Annotated in this window: 14 protein-coding genes; 8 read left to right on the top strand and 6 right to left on the bottom strand. The window is 56.0% G+C overall.

The window, feature by feature from the left end; genetic code table 11:
• Positions 1-29: 29 nt before the first annotated feature.
• Positions 30-2,627, top strand: coding sequence for an outer membrane protein assembly factor BamA (gene bamA, locus L53_RS02980; RefSeq protein WP_034811368.1), 2,598 nt, complete (start codon positions 30-32; stop codon positions 2,625-2,627).
• A 7-nt stretch (positions 2,628-2,634) separates the two neighbouring features.
• Here bamA and L53_RS02975 read toward each other — a convergent pair whose 3' ends face one another.
• The gene (locus L53_RS02975) at positions 2,635-4,056 is read right to left on the bottom strand and encodes a cell wall metabolism sensor histidine kinase WalK (RefSeq protein WP_051607498.1); all 1,422 of its coding nucleotides are present in this window, start codon (positions 4,054-4,056) and stop codon (positions 2,635-2,637) included.
• Entirely contained in the window at positions 4,056-4,790 is a 735-nt protein-coding gene (locus L53_RS02970) for a response regulator (protein WP_034811366.1), read from the bottom strand. The genes L53_RS02975 and L53_RS02970 overlap by 1 nt, the downstream gene beginning before the upstream one ends.
• Before the next feature lie 545 nt (positions 4,791-5,335).
• Here L53_RS02970 and L53_RS02965 point away from each other — a divergent pair.
• The gene (locus tag L53_RS02965; protein WP_034811364.1) at positions 5,336-5,875 is read left to right on the top strand and encodes a hypothetical protein; all 540 of its coding nucleotides are present in this window, start codon (positions 5,336-5,338) and stop codon (positions 5,873-5,875) included.
• Positions 5,876-5,881: 6 nt separating this feature from the next.
• A complete protein-coding gene (locus L53_RS16165; RefSeq protein WP_156947793.1) occupies positions 5,882-6,574 on the top strand; it encodes a hypothetical protein in 693 nt (230 codons plus the stop codon).
• A 25-nt stretch (positions 6,575-6,599) separates the two neighbouring features.
• Here L53_RS16165 and L53_RS02955 read toward each other — a convergent pair whose 3' ends face one another.
• Positions 6,600-7,208: a TetR/AcrR family transcriptional regulator gene (locus tag L53_RS02955; protein WP_034811361.1), complete on the bottom strand. Its 609-nt coding sequence runs from the start codon at positions 7,206-7,208 to the stop codon at positions 6,600-6,602.
• 119 nt (positions 7,209-7,327) lie between these two features.
• On the opposite strand from L53_RS02955, the gene L53_RS02950 reads away from it, so the two are divergent.
• The 4 genes from L53_RS02950 to ald all read left to right on the top strand — a co-directional run bounded on the left by L53_RS02950 (position 7,328) and on the right by ald (position 14,343).
• Positions 7,328-8,509: an efflux RND transporter periplasmic adaptor subunit gene (locus tag L53_RS02950; RefSeq protein ID WP_034811359.1), complete on the top strand. Its 1,182-nt coding sequence runs from the start codon at positions 7,328-7,330 to the stop codon at positions 8,507-8,509.
• A gap of 19 nt (positions 8,510-8,528) precedes the next feature.
• Positions 8,529-11,666, top strand: coding sequence for an efflux RND transporter permease subunit (locus tag L53_RS02945; protein ID WP_034811357.1), 3,138 nt, complete (start codon positions 8,529-8,531; stop codon positions 11,664-11,666).
• A complete protein-coding gene (locus L53_RS02940) occupies positions 11,663-13,081 on the top strand; it encodes an efflux transporter outer membrane subunit (RefSeq protein ID WP_034811355.1) in 1,419 nt (472 codons plus the stop codon). The genes L53_RS02945 and L53_RS02940 overlap by 4 nt, the downstream gene beginning before the upstream one ends.
• A 146-nt stretch (positions 13,082-13,227) precedes the next feature.
• Positions 13,228-14,343 carry an alanine dehydrogenase gene (gene ald / locus L53_RS02935; RefSeq protein ID WP_034811353.1) on the top strand — a complete coding sequence of 372 codons (1,116 nt, stop codon included), beginning with the start codon at positions 13,228-13,230 and terminating at the stop codon, positions 14,341-14,343.
• 18 nt (positions 14,344-14,361) lie between these two features.
• Here ald and L53_RS02930 read toward each other — a convergent pair whose 3' ends face one another.
• From L53_RS02930 to L53_RS02920, 3 genes are read right to left on the bottom strand one after another with little or no spacing between them, the layout of a single operon-like run.
• A complete protein-coding gene (locus L53_RS02930) occupies positions 14,362-15,174 on the bottom strand; it encodes an aminotransferase class IV (RefSeq protein ID WP_051607496.1) in 813 nt (270 codons plus the stop codon).
• The gene (locus L53_RS02925) at positions 15,174-15,755 is read right to left on the bottom strand and encodes an aminodeoxychorismate/anthranilate synthase component II (protein WP_034811350.1); all 582 of its coding nucleotides are present in this window, start codon (positions 15,753-15,755) and stop codon (positions 15,174-15,176) included. The genes L53_RS02930 and L53_RS02925 overlap by 1 nt, the downstream gene beginning before the upstream one ends.
• Positions 15,752-17,134 carry an anthranilate synthase component I family protein gene (locus tag L53_RS02920; protein ID WP_051607495.1) on the bottom strand — a complete coding sequence of 461 codons (1,383 nt, stop codon included), beginning with the start codon at positions 17,132-17,134 and terminating at the stop codon, positions 15,752-15,754. The genes L53_RS02925 and L53_RS02920 overlap by 4 nt, the downstream gene beginning before the upstream one ends.
• Positions 17,135-17,314: 180 nt before the next feature.
• On the opposite strand from L53_RS02920, the gene L53_RS02915 reads away from it, so the two are divergent.
• Positions 17,315-17,962, top strand: a complete 648-nt coding sequence (locus L53_RS02915) for a PepSY-associated TM helix domain-containing protein (RefSeq protein WP_034811348.1) — start codon at positions 17,315-17,317, stop codon at positions 17,960-17,962.
• The last annotated feature ends 208 nt before the right edge of the window (positions 17,963-18,170 follow it).

Genomic DNA, 18,170 nt, shown 5'->3' with positions numbered 1-18,170 from the left:
ACCATTTCTCTCTTCTGGATGCCGACTTCATGAGCCACAAAAACAAAACACTTGCGCTCTCCCTGATACTCTCTGCGCTCGCCGCTCCGCTGCAACCGACGGCGCTTGCGCAGGTGGGCGCAGAAGACAGCACAGGAAGTATCGAAGCCATCATTGTCAATGGCAATCAGCGGATCGAAGACCGAACCGTGATGTCCTACCTTCTTGTCGAACCTGGCTCACCTTTTGACGCGAACCGTATCGACTTGTCCCTCAAATCTCTCTTCGCAACCGGCCTCTTTGCTGATGCAAATTTTGACCGGGTCGGGAACCAACTCATCATCACGTTGGTCGAAAACCCAATTGTAAATCGGGTCATGATTGAAGGAAGCAAATCGCTCGGGGAAGAAAAGATCCGCGAAGAAATCCAGATATCGCCGCGCGGCGTATTCACCGCCGCTCGCGTGCAGGCAGACGTGCAGCGCGTGATGGAACTCTACCGCCAATCCGGCCGGTTCGCGGCGAAAGTAGCGCCCGAATATGTGCCGCTCGATCAGAACCGTGTGGATGTGGTCTTTTCGATAACAGAGGGACCTGTGTCTGGTGTACGAGCGATCAACTTCCTGGGAAATGAAACGTATTCAGACGACCGTCTTCGGTCGGAGATTGTCACCCGTCAATCACGTTGGTGGCAGTTCTTCTCATCAAACGACAATTACGACCCAGGTCGCTTGGAATATGACCGCGAATTGCTTCGTCAATTTTACCAGAACAAGGGGTATTACGACTTCCGCGTGGAGTCAGCCGTGGCAGAACTCACACCTGATCAGAAGGATTTCTACATTACCTACACAATCGACGAGGGCGAGATTTATCGCTTCGGCGAGATCAATGTGGAAACCGAGCTGGAAAAGCTCAACACGGACGCCTTGAAAGCGTCACTGGTAGCGCGATCCGGTGACCTGTTCCGCGGCGACACAATTGAAAACTCAATTGATGGCCTGACCTATGTCGCGGGGATCGGAGGTTACGCCTTTATTGATGTGCGCCCTGAAATCTCTGCCGATCTCGAAACGCATACAGTCAACGTGACTTTTCATATCAATGAAGGTCCACGCGTTTACATCAATCGCATCAATATTGTCGGTAATACCCAAACGCTCGATCGCGTGATCCGGCGGGAATTGCGCGTAACTGAAGGTGATGCCTTCAACCGCATCTTGCTGGATCGCTCGCGCAACCGCGCACGAGCCCTTGGCTACTTCAAGGACGTCGAAGTTACCGAGGTTCCCACTGCGGACCCTGACCAAATTGACGTGAATGTAAAAGTCACTGAGCAGCCCACTGGTGAGATGAGCTTCTCGGCTGGCTTCTCATCCTCAGAATCTTTCCTCGTAGATGTGAGCGTGGCACAGCGCAATGTGCTCGGGCGCGGGCAATCCGCGTCTGCCCGCCTGTCCACATCCAGCCTGCAGCAAATTGTGGACTTGCAGTATACGGAGCCACGTTTCCTCGACCGTGACATGTCCGCAGGTGTGAGTGCGTTTGCTACCCGACTCGATTATTCTGACACCGATCTTGGCGGCTACACGACTGAATCTGTAGGTGTCAGCGGGCAGCTAGGTTTTCCCTTGTCAGACCGGCTGCAACTTGGCTTGAAATATACGTTGCAAAACGACAAGATCGACGTCGTCGATCAGAGCATCGTGATTGACTCCGACAGCGGCGAGCGCCTGACAACCGAATACACTGTTGATGACAATGACACTCCGGGAGACACAAGCGATGACATCGTGGGTGTCGCCTACCTCACCGCTGATGACGTGCCGTTGCCGGATGGCTCGCTGATCGTGGATGTCTGCGACGCGCGCTATCTCAACAGGTACACGCTTTGCTCCAGTGAACGATCAGAGATTTCCTCAATCGTCGGGTACAATCTCCTTCTCGACATGAAGAATGATCCTATAGAGCCCACTGGTGGTTTCGACCTCATGTTTGGTCAAGACGTTGCAGGCCTCGGCGGAGACGTGAACTTCATTCGCACCAACGCTTCGATGAATATCTACCAGGGTATTGCGAAGGGCATAACAGCCAGTCTGCGTCTATCAGGTGGATATATCGAACCCTATGGCACCAGCGATGCCGAATCCGAATACGGACAGACCACCCCCCAAGGCGTGCGCATCAATAATCGCTTCTTCAAGGGCGGCAACAGCTTCCGCGGGTTCGACACGGCGGGTCTCGGGCCGCGCATTGTGCAGATTATCCAGAATGATGACGGCACAGAAACCGTAAAGCGTCTCAACGCGCTTGGCGGGAACGCATTCTATCAATCCAGCCTCGACATCTCGATGCCAAACTATCTGCCGGAAGAATACGGCATCAAGACGGGGCTGTTCCTGGAAGCGGGCGCGGTCGGCCTGTTGAGCGACATAGACAAGAGTGACCCGGTCGAGTTCACGGACACCTATGGCCGTGACGCTGTTCAGTTGATCGAAGATGACTTGTCGTTGCGTGCATCTACGGGCCTCAGCGTCTACTGGACCTCCCCTTTCGGCCCAATCCGCTTCGACTTCAGCCATATCCTCAAGAGCGAAGAGTATGACCGCACCGAATCCTTCCGTTTCAGCACCTCCACCCGGTTCTGACCACGTGTCAGCCAGCGGCCTTCAGGGGTAGGGTCAGCGTGACGAGCAGCCCCCCAGCAGGGGAGTTCGACAGTTCGATGTATCCACTATGGGCCTCAATCAGATTCTTCGCGATATGAAGTCCGAGCCCATGCCCACCGGTCTCGCGATTGCGTGACTGTTCCAATCGAACAAGAGGTTCGAATACACGCTCCAAAGCATCCTCCGGGATTCCCGGACCAGTGTCATGGATCGTCACAATAGCCTTGCTGGCTTGCTCACTGAGACAAACATGCGCCGTGTCTCCATAGCGCACCGCATTTTCAATCAAGTTGCGCAAGGCGCGTGTCAGTTCATCTGATCGACCCATGACAATCGGGCGTACATCGGTTTCATCGAACGAGACAGAGAGGCCCAGATCCCGCAAGTCTTCAATAAGGCTGTCGACCAACGAATACATGTCCAGCGGCTGGAAAGGCTCATCTGATTGGCCAGCCGTCGCCGCAGCAAGTGCGGCCTCAGTGATGCGCTCCAACTCCGCTAAAGCACGACTCATCCGCTCGCGCTCACTCGTATCTGACAGCATCTCGACTTTCAGTTTCAACGAGGTAATGGGTGTCCGCAAATCATGACCAATCGCTGCGAGCAGCTGGCGCTGGCCAGCCACCGTGGTCTCGAGGCGGCGGCCCATGCGATTGAAAGCTCGCAGCGATTCACGCACGTCATACGGGCCCTCTTCAACCAGTGGTGCGTGTTTGTAATCCGCCGCAAGTGTGTCGGCAGCCTTGGCCATCTGCCGCAACGGATTGATCGCATTCAAAGCCGCCCAGATGCCGATCCCTACCATGAATACGACCAGAACGATCACCGGCAACAGCCCCGGTCCTGACCCTTTGGTCGTGATGTTTACAGTTCGCAGATTTGCCCAGACACCGTCTGAGACCATTAGTGAGACTGCGGCTCGCTGCTGCGTACCGGGGTATGGGCGGCTCGAAGGTCTTGGGCCGCCTCCCGGTGGCGGCCTGGGAGCGCCTGACAGATTATCCGAGTATCGATCTGGTCGATTTGGACGGCCGCCAAAATCGTCCGGGCGATGATTGGGGATGCCGGTTAAGGAAATACCGATTGGTGTATTCGCGGCCAGCCCCAATCGCTCCAGCATCCGATCTGCCAAAACCCAATTAAATGGTTCAACATTCGGGAATTCGGAAAGCATGTATTCGTCCACGCTTAGCCGCTTCAGCTCCTGCTCGGAGAGTGTCTCGGGCCAACCGTCAGCCTGCAGCTCTTCCAAGGCGATCGCTGCCACATGAAGTGCCGTGCGCGGCTGCAATTTCTGTGAGGACATCTCGAACTGAACCAGAAGGTAAACCACGAGAAACGTCGATAGAAGTGCGGCGGACACCAGAATTACAATCCGTGCAAGAAGCGTATCAAACCTTGCCAGCATCACAGTTTCTTCACATCAGCTGCGAAAACATATCCTCCGCCCCAAACGGTCTGGACAATATCCGGGTTCTTGGGGTCCCGTTCGATCTTTTTCCGGAATCGACTCACCTGACTGTCGACACTGCGGTCGAACACATCTGCACCTTCGGCATGAGACAGTTCCACGATCCGCTCGCGCGACAGCACGATCTGTGGTCGGGCTATAAAGATCATCAATAATTGGAATTCGCCAGTGCTTAAGGAGACGATCACGCCATCATCGCGGGTCATTGTGCGTTTCGCCGTGTCAAGCGTCCAACGGTCAAACTCAAAATAGCGCGTTTTCTCAGGCGTCATTTCTCTTTCGCGACCATTCGCGCGCCGCAGGACAGACCGCACCCGCGCAAGCAGCTCACGCGGGTTGAATGGCTTGCAAACATAGTCATCTGCACCGACTTCCAAACCGACAATCCGGTCAATCTCATCTGTTCTCGCGCTGATGAAAACGATCGGAATTGCGGTAAGCCGAACGATCGAGCGACAAAGACTGATTCCGTCCTCGCCCGGCATCATTACGTCGAGCAGGATCAGGTCCGGTTCTTCGGAATGGATTGCCCGGCGCGCAGCAGGTGCATTCTCGGCCGTCGACACGCGATAGCCATTTTCCGTTAGATAAGATTTCAAATCTTCCCGAATATCGCGGTCATCATCAATGACAAGAATGTGTTCGGGTGTTGTGGTCTCTGGATCAGGCATCTCCACAGTCTCCTGAATATGTGTCGTCGATCTGATGATTACAAATAGGATAAACTTGTTGCCAAGGTGTGTCGTGACTGCAGTTAAACCGCGCTTCGAACGCCGCCGCAGCAGGTCACTCTGAATGGCGGATGTTGCAGCTGAAAACCCATACCTTTCAAGCCTGTAATGTCATGTTGCAGCCTGACATATATTGCCATCACTTTCCTCTTAACTGGCATATCCTCTCAACATGGCTGAGGCATCTTGTTCTCATCGACGCAGGGAAACTTCCCGGCACTTCGTCCCCAGAGACTGCATCAAGAGCGCCCAATATGTCTAACTCCACCCCCTTTTCCGTTCGCTCTGAAGAGAAAGTCTCGATCTCAAACACCGAAATCATCGCATCCACCAGGACAGTCCCCGTCCGCCCCTTGAACACCGAGCCTCCCTTTGGGTGCCAAGACCGATGCGATGAGAGGGAGGTGTCACACCCCCCCTACGTCTCACCCTGTGACACCTCCCTCACCCCCTCTTCCTCCCGTCGCAAACGACTGTCAGGAATAATGAAAGCCACCGTCCTGATGGTTGCTGGAATGTCCTTGGTGGCCGCATGCACATCCTCCCCGCGCAAGGGGCCAGGTGCCAGCGGTCGCGATGGCGGAGACCGCGCACGCCCGGCTCGGTCGCAAGGCCTGTCTGCCCCACCAGTGGCACTACTCTTCGTCAGCATGGACAGTAATCACGATCACTTCGTATCACACGAAGAAGTTGACAATGGTATTGATCTCGAATGGCGCGCCTTGGCTGGGCCCAATCCGGTACATCAATCTGCGGTGCAGATGTCAAATTGGGCAGCTGAGACCCTTGGCGACCTGAATGCGCTCCCCAGCCCTATTGCCTTCGACAGCAATCTTGATGGAGCCATCACGGCCTCAGAATTCCGAATACGGCTAATCGATACGTTCGATCGGATCGATAAAAACCAAGATGAGCTTCTATCACGCGCAGAACTTCTGACAGCGCCGCGCGCAGTCGATTCCAGCGAACCCACCATGCCGCAAGATAGCCAGCGCCGCGGACCTCCTCCCGGACGCCGGCAATAGTCCCAAGTGCCTATCACGAGACCCTCGGCACTTACCCGGACACCAGCCCTCCCGCCAGCGGCCAACAAGCCCGAAGCGTATCCGAAAGAGCAAGTGTTCCAGCCTGGCCCGAGCCTGGCAAGTCTGTGGGCCAGCGCAGGCCTTATTCGAACCGATATAACACGTGGCTTCAATGGCTTCTCAGGAGAGGCGTATGGCGCGCCTCTCGACTTGCACTTGCGCTTGCAGTCTCTATCGGAAGATCAACAGCCGCTTTCCCGTTATGCCATGTATGTCTGGCACGCCGACGCAGCTGGCGAGTACTCCGTCTTCAATCGCCCGGATACAAACTATCTACGTGGTATAGGGATCACAGGCCAACGAGGGCGCGTAAACTTTCGGACTGTGTACCCAGGCACTTATCGAGGACGTCCGCCACATATCCATTTCGAGGTCTATCGGAGCCTCGATACTCTGAGGTTGGGAGTGGCACCATTGATACGGTCCAGCATCCTGTTTCCCGACATGGTTTCCCGATCCGTCTATACTCGGGACCCGGCCTATGCCGATAGCTTAGACAAATATGCTGCGTTGAGATTCCAGCTCCCGGTGCTGGATCCAACCAGTGACACTCGCGCCGTCCAGCTGGCGAGTACGAGTGGCTCCAGCAACTCCACTCTCAGAGCGAGCTTGGACATATTCATCGATGCGGAAGAATGAACCGCGATATCGCTATGGTTTCGCTCTACTCTACAGGAAGGTCGTCACTTGCAAGAATCTTCGTGATGATCGGCTTCATCATTTCGATAAATTGCGGACGTTCATGCTCGGGATGCCTCAGCGTGCGGGCCGGGATGCCGCCAAACAAGGTAAACAACATCTCCGTCCGCAAAACAGGCGTTGTAATTCCGGCATTCTCCAAGACGCCACAAAACTCTTCCCGTATTTCACGATCATAGTTCTGCAAGATCTCCGCAACCGACGGATTTCTCTGCGCCTCGGCAAGTATCTCGAAATTCAAAACCGTGCGGAACGGGTCCTGATGCTTAATAATAATGTCGATGACGAGTGGAGCGATTTGATCTCGGATTTCAGCGCCGTCCAGATTGCGGAAGTCTTCCATTCTGTCTTTTTGGCGCAATAGTTCGCGCTCCACCACAGCCTCTATCAACAGGTCCTTAGACGCAAAGTAGTGATACAGATGGCCAACACTGATGCCACATTCTTTGGCAATCCCCGAAATACCCGCGCCATGGAATCCCTTCTCGACGAAGTGAATCTCAGCGCAGTCCAGAATTTCTGCAACGCGACTCTCTCGTTTAGCGGCCGTCTTCGATTTGCTCATAACTGTCATGCAGAAAAACACCTAAATTCCACTATGCCCTATCCTTGACATGCTGCACCGCAACACTAGATAGAGCGTTCATTCTAGAATTGTTATATGGAAGCCATTCGGCTCGTCAAGGAATCCTCATGGAAGTTCTAAGAAAAAGTATTTCGGCCGCGACCTTGTCCGTCGCCTTCCTGCTGACGGCCTGTGGTAACGAGGGCAGTACAGTAGAGGTTCCGCAACAGCCAGCGCCAGTTGTAAAGATCCTCACGACCGAACTGGTATCTGTCCCCAATGCCGTTGAGCTGACTGGACGCGCGCGGGCCCACGCCGAAGCCGAGATCCGCCCGCAAGTCACCGGCATCATTAAGGAGCGGCTGTTCAAGGAAGGCGACCTCGTCTCCCGCGGTCAGGCACTCTATCAGATTGATGCAGACGAGTACGCCGCCGACGTGAGAAGTGCCGAGGCCGCATTGGCCCGTGCACAGGCTTCTGCAAACGTGGCCAAGGAAACCGCCAACCGGTTCGCCGACCTCGCAAAGATCAACGCCGTCAGCCAGCAGGAGTATGACCAGGCTGCGGCCACGGCCCAGGAAGCCGAAGCGGATATCGCGCTTCAAAAGGCTGCTCTGGACCGCGCACGGATTGACCTTGCCCGTACCAGGATCTCTTCCCCCATCGCGGGGCGCATTGGACGATCATCCGTCACACAAGGCGCGCTGGTCACTCAGAACCAGACTGAATCACTCGCCAACGTTCTTCAAATCGATCCGATCTATGTAGACCTGACCGTCTCCAGCAATCGCGTACTCAACATGCGCCGCCAGATTGCCTCCGGGCGGGTTGCCTCCAACGGGATCGACACGGTACCAGTGAACATTATCCTCAGCGACGATACGACCTATCCACTGCAAGGTGAGCTCGAATTCAGCGAAATCAATGTCGACGAAAGTGCCGGCACAGTAGCGGTGCGCGCGCTCGTGCCAAATCCGGATGGCATCATCCTGCCGGGCATGTTCGTCCGCGCAAACTTCGTTGCTGGCATGTACGAAAATGTCATCACGCTCCCGCAATCGGTCGTCTCACGGACGCCCACGGGCGAAGCCTCCGTCATGGTTGTCAAAGATGACAATACAATCGAGCAGCGCGCCATCAAGGTAGAGCAATACAACGACAATTCATGGATTGTGCTGGACGGCTTGGAGGAAGGTGAAAAAATTGCCATCTCGAATCTGCAAAACTTGCGTTCAGGTGTGACAGTTGATCCGATCTCGAACGTAGAACAAATCTCCGCCGCCCGCGACTCGCGCAGCGAACTGAACTAGCGAAACCTGGACACTCGACATGGCTAAATTCTTCATTGACCGCCCGGTGTTCGCCTGGGTGATTGCAATCATTATCATGCTTGCGGGCGGTATGGCGCTCCGCGCGCTCCCAATCGCTCAGTATCCAGATATCGCTCCCACAACGGTCAGTATCTCAGCAAGCTATCCGGGTGCATCCGCTGAAGCGGTGGAAAATGCGGTCACGCAGATCATTGAGCAGCAACTTACCGGTCTGGATGGGCTAGACTATATCACGTCTTCGTCGAGTTCTGACGGGTCTATGTCGATCACGCTATCTTTCGAACCTGGCACCGATGCCGACATCGCTCAGGTTCAAACCCAGAACAAGATCTCGCTTGCAACCCCGCTTCTCCCGGAAGAAGTGCAGCGCCAGGGCGTGACCGTCAGCAAGGCAAGCGGCAGCTTCCTGCTGGTAACAGCGTTTTATTCTCCAAACAGCACACTCAGCCAGATCGACATCGGCGACTTTGTTCGCTCGACCGTCTATGACACAGTCAGCCGCATTGACGGTGTCGGCAGCGTTCAGGTGTTCGGATCGCAATATGCGATGCGTATCTGGCTACAGCCTGAAAAGCTTGCCCAATACCAGCTTACTCCATCCGACGTGACGCAAGCCATCCAGGCTCAGAACGCACAAGTCGCCACGGGCGCCCTTGGCGGAGCCCCTTCAGTGCCAGGCCAGGAAATCAACGTCACCGTGACGCTTCAATCCCTGTTGTCCACTCCAGAGCAATTCGAGAAGCTGCTGATCCGCACAACGCCTGCGGGTGGATCCGTCCGGCTGGAAGATGTCGCGCGGGTCGAACTCGGCGCCCAGGATTATTCAACCATCGCCCGCTTCAATGGCAAGCCGGCAACGGGTGTGGCAATCTCCTTGGCGACGGGCGCAAACGCGCTCGAAACAGCCGAGCGAGTCAAGGAAGCCGTCAGGAACATGTCGCCATCCTTTCCAGACGATCTGGAGTACCAGTTCCCCGTTGACTCAACACCCTTCATCGAAACCTCGATCCATGAAGTCCAAAAAACGCTGTACGAAGCGATTGTCCTCGTATTTGTGGTTATCCTGATCTTCCTGCAAAGCTTTCGCGCGTCGCTGATCCCGATCATTGCGGTTCCGGTTGTCTTGCTCGGCACGTTCGCCGTGCTCCTCCTGTTCGGCATGTCCATCAACACACTCACCATGTTCGCCATGGTGCTGGCCATTGGCCTACTCGTGGACGATGCCATCGTTGTGGTGGAGAATGTTGAACGGGTCATGCATGAAGATGGCCTCTCCCCCTATGACGCCACCGTGAAATCCATGCAGCAGATCACTGGAGCCCTGGTAGGTATTGCCGTGGTCCTATCCGCCGTCTTCGTGCCTATGGCCTTTTTCCCGGGGTCTGCCGGCATTATCTATCGCCAGTTCTCGGTTACGATCGTGTCCGCCATGGCGCTGTCCGTGCTAGTCGCGGTGGTATTGTCACCGGCCTTGTGCGCCACACTATTGAAGCCATCCTCCGGGAACGGAAAGTCATGGTATATGACCCCGGCGCGCGCATTCAATTCCGGCTTCGACAAACTCACCAATGCATATGAAGGCGCGGTCACACGGATCATTCGTCGCAGATGGATCATGCTCGGAACGTTTGCGGCGATCATCGCTGTTACCGGGCTGTTATTTGTGCGCCTGCCCACGGCGTTCCTGCCTGACGAGGACCAGGGCACATTGATGACAATTGTTCAATTGCCCGAAAGCGCAACACTCGAACGGACGGCCGCCGTAATGGATGATGTCCGGGAATATTACGCCGAGAGTGAGCAGGGAAATATCAAAGGCCTGTTCACCGTCGCTGGCTTCAGCGTGGTCGGTCAGGGCCAGAACAATGGCATGGCTTTCGCAGCCATGAATGATTGGTCTGAACGCCCAGGCGCGGAAAACTCCGTCCAGTCCATCGCAGGCCGCGCGTTCGGCGGGCTGTCCCAAATCGACGAAGCTCAAATTTTCCCGATTGTCCCACCGCCTATTCGGGAAATGGGCAACTCGAATGGCTTCGATCTCTATATCCAGAACACAGCTGGACTTACCCATGCTGAATTCGTGGATGCCCGCAACCAACTTCTTGGTATGGCATCTCAGGATCAGCGCCTGGTAGGTGTCCGTCCAAATGGCAGTGACGATGGCCCACAGTTCAAGATGAATCTCGACTACCAGAAAGCTCAAGCTCTGGGCGTGTCTGTTGCCGATGCCACAAGCGTCCTGTCCGTGGCCTTCGGGGGAAGCTATGTGAACGACTTCATCGATCGGGGCCGTATCAAGCGCGTCTATGTTCAGGGGGATGCGGAAGACCGCATGCAACCGGAAGACATTTCCAAGTGGCACGTGCGTACCTCGTCCGGCGAGATGACTCCGCTTGACGAGATCGTGTCCGGCGAATGGTCCTATGGTTCTCCTCAACTCCAACGATTTGGCGGCGTTCCTGCCATCAATATCCAGGGATCTCCTGCAGAGGGCGAAAGTTCCGGTGTAGCCATGCAGATCATGGAAGACATGGTCAGCCAGTTGCCTGGCAACATCTCTCTTGAATGGAGCGGGCTCAGCCGTCAGGAACGTCAAGCAGGCAACCAGGCAACGATGCTATACATCCTGTCTCTTCTGTTCGTGTTCCTCTGCCTCGCTGCCCTGTATGAAAGCTGGACAATTCCAGTATCGGTCCTGCTGGTCGCCCCACTTGGCGTTACTGGCGCTGTAACTGCGGCAAATCTCTTTGGTCTCGCTAATGACGTCTTCTTCCAGGTCGGCCTCTTGATGACTGTTGGTCTGGCCTCCAAGAACGCGATCCTGATCGTTGAGTTCGCGCGGACCCTCGAAGATCAAGGCAAGGATGTTGTCACGGCAACCATCGAAGCCGTACGACAGCGCATTCGTCCCGTCTTGATGACGTCGTTTGCTTTCGGCTTTGGTGTCTTGCCATTGGCCCTCAGTACCGGCGCAGGCTCAGAAAGCCGTAATGCAATGGGCTGGATCATGGTGGGCGGCGTTATAGCCGCCATGACCTTCAGCCTGCTGTTCGCCCCTCTCTTCTATGTTCTAGTTCGCCAGGTTACGACACGCCTGCGCGGTCAACGCCCTGCCGCATCCGGAGATCAAGCATGAGCCGTCAAAAATATCTCGCCTCCCCGCTCAGTGCGCTTGTCCTGACCGGCTGCGTCAATCTGGCGCCAGACTATGAGCGCCCGACAGCGCCCGTGCCCACCGAGCTTCCCGTTTCGGAGCCTTCGGTGAGTGGAGTTTCGACACTCACATGGCAAGACATCGTTCAGTCGGATGAGTTGCGTACACTGATCGATCTGTCGCTGGACCAGAACCGCGACCTGCGAACTGTCGCCGCGACTGTCGAGGTGGCACGTGCGAACCTCGTCACGTCCCGGTCAGGTTTCTGGCCTACCTTCACCGGGTCCGGTAGCGCGCAGATGGGCGACACCTTTCGGGATGACGCAACATATTCGTCTTCTTTCGGTGACAGCACTTCGGCGCAAATAGGGGTCTCTGCCTGGGAACTCGATTTCTTCGGGCGTATCCGGAACACCAATGACGCCGCCCTGCAGACCTATCTGGCGAGTGTCGAAGGCGAACGCGCCACCAAGATTTCCCTTGTGGCATCTGTCGCGGAAGCGTGGCTCCAACTCGCCGCAGACCAGGAATTGCTGAGACTGGCAGAACAGACGGCGAGCAGTCAGAATGAAAGCCTGGACCTCACACAGGCTCTGTTCGATGCAGGCACTGCCAGCGAAATTGACTTGCGTCGCGCGTCCGCGTCTGTTGCGTCAGCCCAGGCACAAGCGGCAGAATTCCGGGCAACTGTCCGCCGAGACCTGAATACCCTGCGCTATCTGGTGGGAACAGACTTGCCACCGTCCATTGAAGCGCACGTCGAACTGACCCCATCTCCCGTTGTGCTGGACCTGCCGGTTGGCCAAACTTCCTCAGTTCTGTTGCGCCGCCCGGATGTCATTCAGGCAGAACGCAATCTGTTGGCGGCCAATGCCGATATAGGCGCCGCGCGCGCTGCCTATTTCCCATCTGTCTCCCTGACAGGCGGCGCGGGCGTGGTCGGCGGCGACCTGGCGGACCTGTTTGAAGGCGACTATGCGACGGGCTGGACCTTCACCCCGAGCGTTTCGGTGCCCATCTTCGACTTCGGCACGAGACGCGGAAATCTGGACGCAGCCCGCGCGAATGCCGACGCGGCCCTCGCGACCTATGAAGGCACCATTCAGCAAGCGTTTCGCGAAGTTGCAAACGCCCTTGCCGTATCAGAGACTATCTCCAGCAGACTGGATGCTCTGGAACAGCTTGCAGACGATACAGGCGTCACGTTCTATCTGTCGCAGGAGCGCTTCAAATCGGGCCTTGATGATTATCTGACGGTGCTGGATGCCCAGCGTGAAAACTACAATGCTCAGCAACAGCTCATTCTCGCCAACCTGGATCGCGGCCTGAATAGTCTTGCTCTTTACCGCGCACTGGCGGTCTGGGATGCTTCACTGGAAGACAATGTGGTGGAATAAACCGGCAGACCCGCCCTCAAGACGAAATAAAATTTGAAAGAGAAACCGCGCATTGAAACAAGATGCGCGATTTCTCTGGACATGAAGGCATATTATATACGATATCCCCGAGAAATTAGGTTATATTACCCTCTGGGAGTCTCCGCATGCAGATTGGCGTTCCAAAAGAAATCAAAAACAATGAGTTCAGGGTCGGACTCACGCCGGAAAGCGTAAGCGAGTTCACCGCGCGCGGGCACAAAGTTTTGGTGGAAACCCAGGCGGGCATGGGCATCGGTGCGACTGACGATGCCTACCGCGCCGTTGGTGCCGAGATCGCAAATACCGCTGCAGACGTGTTCAGCACGTGCGAAATGATCATCAAGGTGAAAGAGCCGCTCGCACCAGAGCGCGCCCAACTTCGCCCTGGTCAGATTCTCTTCACCTATCTCCACCTGGCTCCCGATCCTGAGCAGACGCAGGATCTGATGGCATCCGGTGCGACGTGTATCGCCTATGAGACTGTGACCGACCGCACCGGTGGCCTGCCTCTGCTTAAACCCATGAGCCAGGTCGCGGGTCGTCTGGCCGTTCAAGCCGGTGCCTCAGCCCTCGAAAAAGCAAAAGGCGGCCGCGGTGTTCTGATTGGCGGCGTGCCGGGCGTACATGCCAGCCGGGTCGTGATCATTGGCGGCGGCGTGGTCGGCTTCAATGCGGCACAGATGGCCGTCGGCATGCATGCGGACGTTACCATTCTCGACCGTAATCCAGATGTACTCGAACGCCTCGCCACGCATTTCGAGGCGGGCGCCAACACAGTTTACTCAACCCGCGCAACGCTGGAACAGGAAATTGCCCAGGCCGATCTCGTAATCGGCGCGGTGCTCGTCCCCGGTTCTGCAGCGCCCAAACTCATCACCCGCCAAATGCTCTCCATCATGCAGCCCGGCGCAGTGATGGTGGATGTCGCGATCGACCAAGGCGGTTGTTTCGAAACGTCCCATCCGACCACGCATGATGCTCCAACTTATGTGGTCGATGACATTGTCCACTATTGCGTGGCGAACATGCCCGGCGCCGTAGCGCGCACGTCCACCTACGCGCTCAACAATGCGACCCTGCCCCATGCTTTGCGAATTGCCGACAAGAGATGGAAAGCCGCGCTCAAGTCAGACCCGCATTTGGCAGCAGGCCTCAATGTCTGGGATGGCAAAGTAACGTGCGAAGCTGTTGCGGAAAGTCTGGAACTAGAGCTAACGCCATTGGCGGAAGCCCTCGCCTAGCATTCCGGAAAAGCGGGGTCAGTTGGTAAGTAGTTCTGCTCGCAATTCGGCACAGCCCGCAGGCAAGTCAGTATTGAAAGTCCTGGTTTCAAACACTGAGACCGGTTGGAACAGGCGCAGACTGTTGGTTAGGAAAACCCTGTCTGCGGATCGAAGGTCACCAAGCGAGATGGACCGTTCCGAAACGGCGAAATCGCCGATACGTCCTTTTCCCAAAATCCAGTTCCGCACCACACCCGGCAGAGCACCATCCCCAACGGGCGGCGTAAAGATAGCTTCATCCATCTGCACGAACACATTCGCCACACTGGCGCAGGCAAGATGCCCATCAGGCGAGAAAAAGAATGCCTCATTAAAGCCAGCATGAATAGCCCCACGCAACGCTGCGATATTGTCTGTGTAGGATAAGGTCTTGTAGCGAGCGGTGATGGAAGTTGGATTGCGTTGGATTGTACTTTTATGCGCTCGCAAAGCCTCTGGCGTCAGACTCCCATCATATTCTGAAACACGCGCGATGAGGGTTGGCGAAGCCGCCATGTCATCCGCGAGCCCGCGGACCCCGGCGCCGCGTGTGACCGTGATACGCAATGCACCCGACACAGTGCCCTCAATCGCCGCATCCATCACACGGGTAACAGTCTTGCGCTCAAGTTCAATACCCAGCGCAGTGGCCCCTTCGGTAAGCCGGTCCAAGTGTGCATCGCGCAGAATGACGCGTCCATCGCTGACGAGCGACGTATCGAACACGCCATCTGCCAACAACAAGCCGCGGTCCCGAAGGTCAAACAGTTCCGACTGGTCAGACAAGGCAGACGGCTGAGACAAGATCATTACGGTTTCCAGTTCTTCGCGAGCTGTACAAAATTCCTGATCAGCTCAGCGCCATGCTCGGTAAGCACAGACTCTGGGTGAAACTGAACACTGAATAGCGGAAAGGATGTGTGTGACAGCGCCATAATGTCTCCCTCCGCAGATACCGCATCAATTTGAAATTGGTCCGGAAAATCATCAAATGTTGCCACGAGAGAATTGTACAGACTGACATCAAAAGCGCGGGGCAAGCCAGCAAACAAGGCTCCGCCCTGCACTGACAACGTCGTGGTGCGTCCATGGCGGGGAAAATTGGACCTGACAATCTTGCCCCCATAAACCTGCGCGATCGCCTGGTGCCCAAGACACACTCCGAGAACTGGCAGCTTCCCAGCGAAGTACTGAACTGCTTCCAAGCAGATCCCTGCCTCATTCGGTGTACATGGTCCCGGCGACAGGACGAGCGCTTGAGGCGCAAGATCGGTGATTTCATGGAGAGTAATCCGGTCACTATCAACGACCGTCACATCCGCGCCTTCGCATGTCAGATAGCGCGCGAGATTATGAACGAAACTGTCGCGATTGTTGAGCACGAGGATCATACCTTCTTCCCCACCCGGAACAGGGACGGCGCGATCCGCTCTGCTTTCAACTCTGACTCTGCTAGTTCGCCACCCGGGTCCGACATCAATGTGATCCCCCCGCCGGCTAATAGCGTGCTCTCTTTCGGCAAATGATCAATGGTACGGATCAGGATGTTGAAATCCAATGCACCATCAAAACCGACATAGCCAATAGCTCCGCAATACGCGCCACGAGGACGTTGCTCCAGTTCGTCAATGATTTCCATCGCGCGCAATTTCGGCGCGCCTGTGATGGATCCACCGGGAAACACTGCCTTGAACAGGTCAATGCCATCCTTGTCGTCCGACAAGTCGCCCTCAATGGTCGAGACGAGGTGATGAAGATTGGAGAATGTCTCCAAGCGGCAAAGCGATGTCACTTCAACCGATTCAGGTTCGCACACGATGGACAAATCATTCCGTAGAAGGTCAGTTATCATGATGTTCTCGGCGCGATCCTTCTCAGAGGCCAACAGGCCTGCCTGCGCCAGATCGTCCTCGATCAGGTCAGCCTCGCGTCTGACGGTTCCCTTGATCGGCTCCGCCACGACTCGCCCCGTAGCCGAAGCGGAGATCAAGCGCTCTGGCGATGCGCTTGCCAGAACACGCCCTTCAAAATGGCCGAACGCCGCGAAGGGCGCAGGCGTCCGCTCGCGCATCTGCAGATAGTTGGAAAAAGCCGACGACACGTCGCAATGCGATGCCACCCAATTCTGCGCAATGTTGGCCTGATAAATGTCGCCATCCAGAATATAATCCTGTGTACACTTTACGGCCGCAATGTAATCAATAGCCTGATCCGGGCGTGACCAGCCCAATGGCACGTCCACATCCGGGGCACGCCGCGTGTCGCCCAGACGGGTCAGCACCTCCGCAATCTTCGCATCTGCCAGCGCGTCATCCTCTTCTGCGTTCGCCGCCCTCAGCCCGGCCGACATGACCCAAGTCTTCTGACCCTCCAAATCGAATGCCAGCAACGTGTCATAAAGGTTGAGTTCGATCAGGTCAGAGCGCGGCACGTGCCGCGATTTGAATCGCTCAAGGAAGAGTGGCGCAGCATCATAGGAAACATAGCCCGCCGCGCCGCCTTGGAACGGGGGACCTTCCGCAATGCGCTGCCGTTCGGTGCTGCGTATCCAGGCCCTTACTTCGTCCGCCCTGTCTGCGAAGCCATCCTTACCGCGTGACAGCTCCTCCGCACGAACCTGCAAAGTCGCGATTGGTGCAATGCAGAGATATGACCAGCGTGATGAAGGGTGATCGGTATCCGCGCTATCGAGCCAGAGGGTTGCCGCATCGCCATAGAAAAGTGTGGCGGCCCGGACGGGATCACATGAGTCTAGAAGAGCGTAGCGCATTCAGATGCCTGGTCAGGAAACGTATACGTCTTGGCTAGACCAACAGGCCCGCAGCAAGTCAATTGCACACACGCATTGAGAATGACTTGCAGGCGCATATTCGCGCATGTTAGGAGGCGAAACTCCACCAGACCGCGCCCAACTTCAGACGGCGCACTACAGATAATGAGCCCTGACGGAATGAGCCTCTCCCAGACCGCCCCCGCGAAACGCGCCTCCTTGAAAATGTTCATCAAGCGTCAGGTGCGAACCGTTCACTGGATGTCTGGCGCGCTCTGTCTTGTCGGCATGATGCTGTTTGCGGCGACTGGCATTACGCTCAATCATGCCAGCGATCTTACCTCAAAGCCAAAAACCATCGAAGGCGAGAGCATCCTGCCAGGCGAGCTGGTCACGCTACTTGATGAACATGCGAAGACTGGCGCCGAGTCCAGCCTGCCCGCCGAGGTCGCGACCTATCTCAAATCTGAGACGAGCTTTGATACAACAGGCCGCCCGGTCGAATGGACCGATTTTGACGCGTATATCACCCTGCCCCGGCCCGGTGGAGATGCCTGGATCAGCATTGACCGTGAGACCGGCGAAGTCATGTTCGAAAAAACCAGTCGCGGCGCGGTCGCCTATCTCAACGACCTGCACAAGGGCCGAAATACTGGCTTCGCCTGGACATTGTTTCTCGACCTGTTCGCCATTGCAGTTGTCTTGTTCTGTGCGTCTGGGCTCTGGCTGTTGCAGATGCATTCCACGCGCCGCCCCAGCACATGGCCACTTACGATTGCGGGCTTTGCCTTGCCGATCCTGCTGCTTCTTGTTTTCACACATACCTGACGGCCGACACGAGGGCATTTGTCGCCAGCGTCAGCACTGTCCACAGATCTTTCTGCTACGGCTAGGCCAACCTCGTCCTGAATAATCCATTACAGGACAAGTCCGTCAGAAACCGCCACTGTACCTGTTGAAATCCTTTCTGCTCGACGGAGTCAGTTGACTCAACGCGATAAGAACAAATAATGAACAAATGGCATCAATCCCATCT

It is taken from the genome of Hyphomonas sp. L-53-1-40, from assembly GCF_000682775.1.
GTDB lineage: Bacteria > Pseudomonadota > Alphaproteobacteria > Caulobacterales > Hyphomonadaceae > Hyphomonas.
Note: the sequence above shows the minus strand (reverse complement) of the source record. Positions and strands in the feature narration are given on the sequence as shown.